Here is a 3,938-nt window from a genome sequence, read left to right on the forward strand (position 1 = left end):
CTGGGATGTCCCAAAATCTATCACGAGGCCGAAGACACGCTTGTCACCAAATACCCGGATAGAAACAATGCCTGAACGAAAGAGCCTGCTGGCCATCATCGAACTCGGTGGTTACCCCAACCTCATGCCCGTGTATCAGCGCCTGGGTTTCGATGCCGATCTGGTCACCACACAGCGCAAGGCGAAAGCCTGGCTGAAGAAGAAACAGCCTGACGTGATCGTGGCTGAATACAATTTCCAGACAGATTTTCGTGACCGCAGTTCCAACCTGGAACCCTGGCTGCGGTGCTGCAGCGGTATCCCGGAGTCAGGCTGCTGGTGCTTTATCCCCCCGAGCATGAAGCCAGCTTCCGGCAGTGCCGGGAGCACCATGCGGTGTGGAAAGCCATTCCCTTTCCGGTCACGGAACAGAAGATAGAGCAGGCGCTGGCTTTACTCTGACCTGCCGGGAATGATGCAGCCGAGGCGGCGGGCAATGGTCAGGATCTGTGCCTCGGGAGGATATTCCCCGGGATGTTCGTTCAGATAGTCCCGCCACGGAATATATTCCGCCTGCAGCAACGGATCGGTTGTCCCGCAACCCAGGACACGGATGCTTGCATCGCCGACACGCCAGGGGCCATTGCCGCGCAATTCACCCCGGATGAGATGCGCGGCATCATCGGGGCGCGACAGATGCCAGAACAGATCCAGGTATACGATCCCCAAGGGGTGGGGAAAGGCGCGAGCGACGACTTTCTCGTCGCCGGCTGCGAAACGAACCACCAGCGGGGCGGTGACGGTTTCCAGTTCAGCCATGGTTTCTCAGTACAGATGCAATGCCAGTATGGCAGGTTCGCATGATAGAGTGGGGGCGTGTTCAGCCCCGGACTTTTTACAAGACGACCCATGGTAGCAGATGCGGACACCGGCCTTACCTGCCTGTACCGCGGGTTGATCTGTTGTGCGCTGTTATTCCTGTTCCCGGCCGCCCGGGCGGTAGATGAGCTGCAGCTGCAGGTGCAAAGCATTTCGGGAGAAGGCTGGACGCTGGAAGGTCTTGATGTGGCGGTCGGGGCAAGCCCGGGAGACACAGCCAGTGTCAGGGTTGATGCCAGCAGGATGCAGCTGGCCGGGCAGCAATTCGGCCAGATTCGCCTGTTCTGCCCGGAAGTTGCCTGGGATGCGTATCCTGCCCTGACATGTGGGAAAGGCAGGCTGGACATTGGCACTTCCCTGTTCAAAGCCATGACCGGCAGCATGAGCTGGCGCTATGTGGATACCGGAAACTGGTGGCTGAAGCTCAATGATCTGCGCCTTTCCAGAGCGCGCCTGCAGCTTGAACTCACATCTGTGGGCAGCCGGCTTCAGGCGGATTTCAAACTGCAAAATTTTCATCTGGCGTTGCTGAAGCGATTTTTTTCGCCGGACTGGACCTTCAGCGGTATTGCAGGCATCCAGGGCAGGGTAGTGCTGATACAGGGCGCACCTGTTTCCGTCAGGGCATCCATGCATCTGAAAAGCTTTTCCTATTCCAGCGAGGATGGTCTGCAGGTGGGAGAGGCGCTGAACCTGCGCCTGAACCTGGACGGTAACAGACATGGAGATATATGGGGCGGGAAGCTGGATCTGAGGGTGGACAAGGGACAGCTCTACACAGATCCCTTTTTTGCCGAGATTGCGGAAGACGCGCCGTTTGAACTGAGCCTGCAGGGAAAACTGGATGGGGATACGCAGCGCATGGGAATCAGCGCATTGTCATTCAGCTATGGCGGTCTGTTTTCCGGTCAGGGTTCCCTGGATGTCAACCTCTCTGCGCGTCAGCTTCAGGATCTTGACCTGAAGTTTCAGCTGAGCGATCTGTCACAGGCCTATGGACTGCTGTTAAAGCCCCTGGTGATCGGCAATGCGTTGGATGACATGACAGTGAACGGTCAGGTGCAGGGCCAGCTGCAGCTGACCGGGGCCGGGCTGCAGGCGTTTTCCCTCAAACTTCAGCAGGTGGATGTGGAGCAGAATGCCGGACTCTTCGGGCTGAAGAAAATCAGCGGCGATGTGCATTGGAAGCGAAGCGGTGCGAAACCGCGGTCGCGCCTCAGCTGGCAAGGCGGGCATCTGTTCAGGATCGCCTTTGGCGCAGTGGATGCCGGTTTTACCGCCCATGCCGGCAGTATCATCATGGAGCCGCTGACCCTGCCGTTGCTGGGCGGACGGCTGCAACTGTCGGATCTCAGCCTGGATGGTTTGCTGGATAACAGCCTTGGCTGGCAGGCCCGGGCCGAGCTCGAAAACATTCAGTTGGAAGCACTGAGCCACTCACTGGACTGGCCGGTTCTCGAAGGCAGTCTGCAGGCCAGTATTCCACGGCTGCATTACCGCGATGCACTGTTGCGCATGGATGGCAAACTGCTGGTGGACGTGTTCGGTGGACGGGTCGTGGTGGAAGGGCTGAAGCTGGAGGACCCGCTCGGGGTGGCACCGGTTCTGGAAACCAGTGTGCGGCTGGACAATCTCGATCTGGAACAGATAACCCAGGTGTTCGATTCCGGTCGTATTCAGGGTAGCCTGGAAGGTTATGTGCGCAACCTGCAGCTGGTGGCCTGGCAGGTAACGGCATTCGATGCCAACCTGCGGTCGCCGAAGAAAGACAAACGGCCCCATCGCATCAGTCAGCGTGCTATCGACAACCTGACCGAACTGGGGAATGGCGCCAGCGTCAGCCTGTCGTCCACCATGCTGCGTTTCTTCGAAGACTTTGCCTACGACCGGCTGGCACTGAAGGTGCGCCTGCGCGGGGCAGTCGCGGAATTGGATGGTGTTCCCAACCCCAAGGGCGGTTATTATATTGTGAAAGGTGCTAGGCTGCCGCGTATCGATGTGATCGGGCGCAATCACAAGGTGGCCTGGAAGGATTTGTTGTCCCGCATCAGGGATATACGTTTTGACGACATGATCGTGGAGTAACGCAATGTTGAAGAATCTCAGTTGGCCCGTACTCAGCCTGTTGCTGGGGGCCTGTGTAACCATCAATATCTATTTTCCTGCCGCAGCGGCTGAAGAGGCGGCGCGGGAGATCGTCCGTGATGTGCTGGATGTGAAACAACCGGGGGAGCAAAAGGAAGCACCCGAAAAGGCAGAGGATGACCAGTCCGCAATCGAACAGCCGGGTATTGCTGTCAGGATCGCCGGCCATCTGGTGGAAATGCTGGTTCCCGAAGTGCATGCAGCCAAGGCCGATATCAACATCGATACGCCGGCCATTTCACGTTTGCGCCAGTCCATGCAAAAGCGCCAGCGAAGTCTGGCGCCGTTCTACCGTTCCGGCGCCATCGGTTTCGACGAGTCGGGCAGGGTGGCGATTCGTGACCTCAAGGCCGTGGAGCTGAAAGACCGCAACCGGGTGAAAAAGCTGGTGGCAGACGAAAACCGCGACCGTGATGCCCTTTACCGGGAGATTGCTCGGGCCAACGGGCATCCCGAATGGGAAGCGGATATCCGCAAGACGTTTTCACGTATCTGGATAGAGGAAGCACCGCGGGGATACTGGTACAGGCAAGGGGGCAGCTGGAAGAAAAAGTAATACGAATTCCTCTGGGGAATCTCTGAGCAAGTCCCTCCTGGACTTTTCAGAGCACGCTGCGCCTTGCTACGTGGATTTTGGCGGCTCATTCATGAGCCGCAGGAAACTCTAAAAATGTCATTCCGGCAAAGGCCGGAATCTACAACACCTTGATAAGCATGAATCCCGGCCTGGTCGGGGTAAAAAAATCCAATGTTCTAGTGTAGTGTTGCATTTTGCTTGGAGCTTAACCGGCGATTAGCACGAACAACTTTAGCCAAGATATCCTTAGCCTTGGCTGTCCAGATGAATGGCTTGGGTTTCAAGCGTGTCTTCGGCCTCGTGATAGATTTTGGGACATCCCAGTCCCCAAAATCGACTCGGCCTTTGACAACCTATT

General features: G+C 57.3%; 4 protein-coding genes. 3 read left to right on the top strand and 1 reads right to left on the bottom strand.

Features of this window, described 5'->3' with window-relative positions:
• Window positions 1-67: 67 nt before the first annotated feature.
• Window positions 68-418 carry a hypothetical protein gene (locus ACOCD2_RS13880; protein WP_293648629.1) on the top strand — a complete coding sequence of 117 codons (351 nt, stop codon included), beginning with the start codon at window positions 68-70 and terminating at the stop codon, window positions 416-418.
• 14 nt (window positions 419-432) lie between these two features.
• On the opposite strand, the gene ACOCD2_RS13885 is transcribed toward ACOCD2_RS13880, so the two are convergent.
• Entirely contained in the window at window positions 433-798 is a 366-nt protein-coding gene (locus tag ACOCD2_RS13885; RefSeq protein ID WP_293648626.1) for a hypothetical protein, read from the bottom strand.
• Window positions 799-888: 90 nt separating this feature from the next.
• On the opposite strand from ACOCD2_RS13885, the gene ACOCD2_RS13890 reads away from it, so the two are divergent.
• Both ACOCD2_RS13890 and ACOCD2_RS13895 read left to right on the top strand, forming a co-directional pair.
• Entirely contained in the window at window positions 889-2,943 is a 2,055-nt protein-coding gene (locus tag ACOCD2_RS13890; protein ID WP_293648623.1) for a hypothetical protein, read from the top strand.
• Between the two features lie 4 nt (window positions 2,944-2,947).
• Window positions 2,948-3,559: a YdbL family protein gene (locus tag ACOCD2_RS13895; protein ID WP_293648620.1), complete on the top strand. Its 612-nt coding sequence runs from the start codon at window positions 2,948-2,950 to the stop codon at window positions 3,557-3,559.
• Window positions 3,560-3,938: the final 379 nt, after the last annotated feature.

It is taken from the genome of Thiolapillus sp., from assembly GCF_048562965.1.
GTDB classification, from domain to species: domain Bacteria; phylum Pseudomonadota; class Gammaproteobacteria; order Chromatiales; family Chromatiaceae; genus Thiolapillus; species Thiolapillus brandeum_A.

Bases quoted from the DNA above. Each gene is read 5' to 3' on its own strand.
- ACOCD2_RS13880 (WP_293648629.1), top strand. From the start codon at position 68: ATGCCTGAACGAAAGAGCCTGCTGGCCATCATCGAACTCGGTGGTTAC.
- ACOCD2_RS13885 (WP_293648626.1), bottom strand. From the start codon at position 798: ATGGCTGAACTGGAAACCGTCACCGCCCCGCTGGTGGTTCGTTTCGCA.
- ACOCD2_RS13890 (WP_293648623.1), top strand. From the start codon at position 889: ATGGTAGCAGATGCGGACACCGGCCTTACCTGCCTGTACCGCGGGTTG.
- ACOCD2_RS13895 (WP_293648620.1), top strand. From the start codon at position 2,948: ATGTTGAAGAATCTCAGTTGGCCCGTACTCAGCCTGTTGCTGGGGGCC.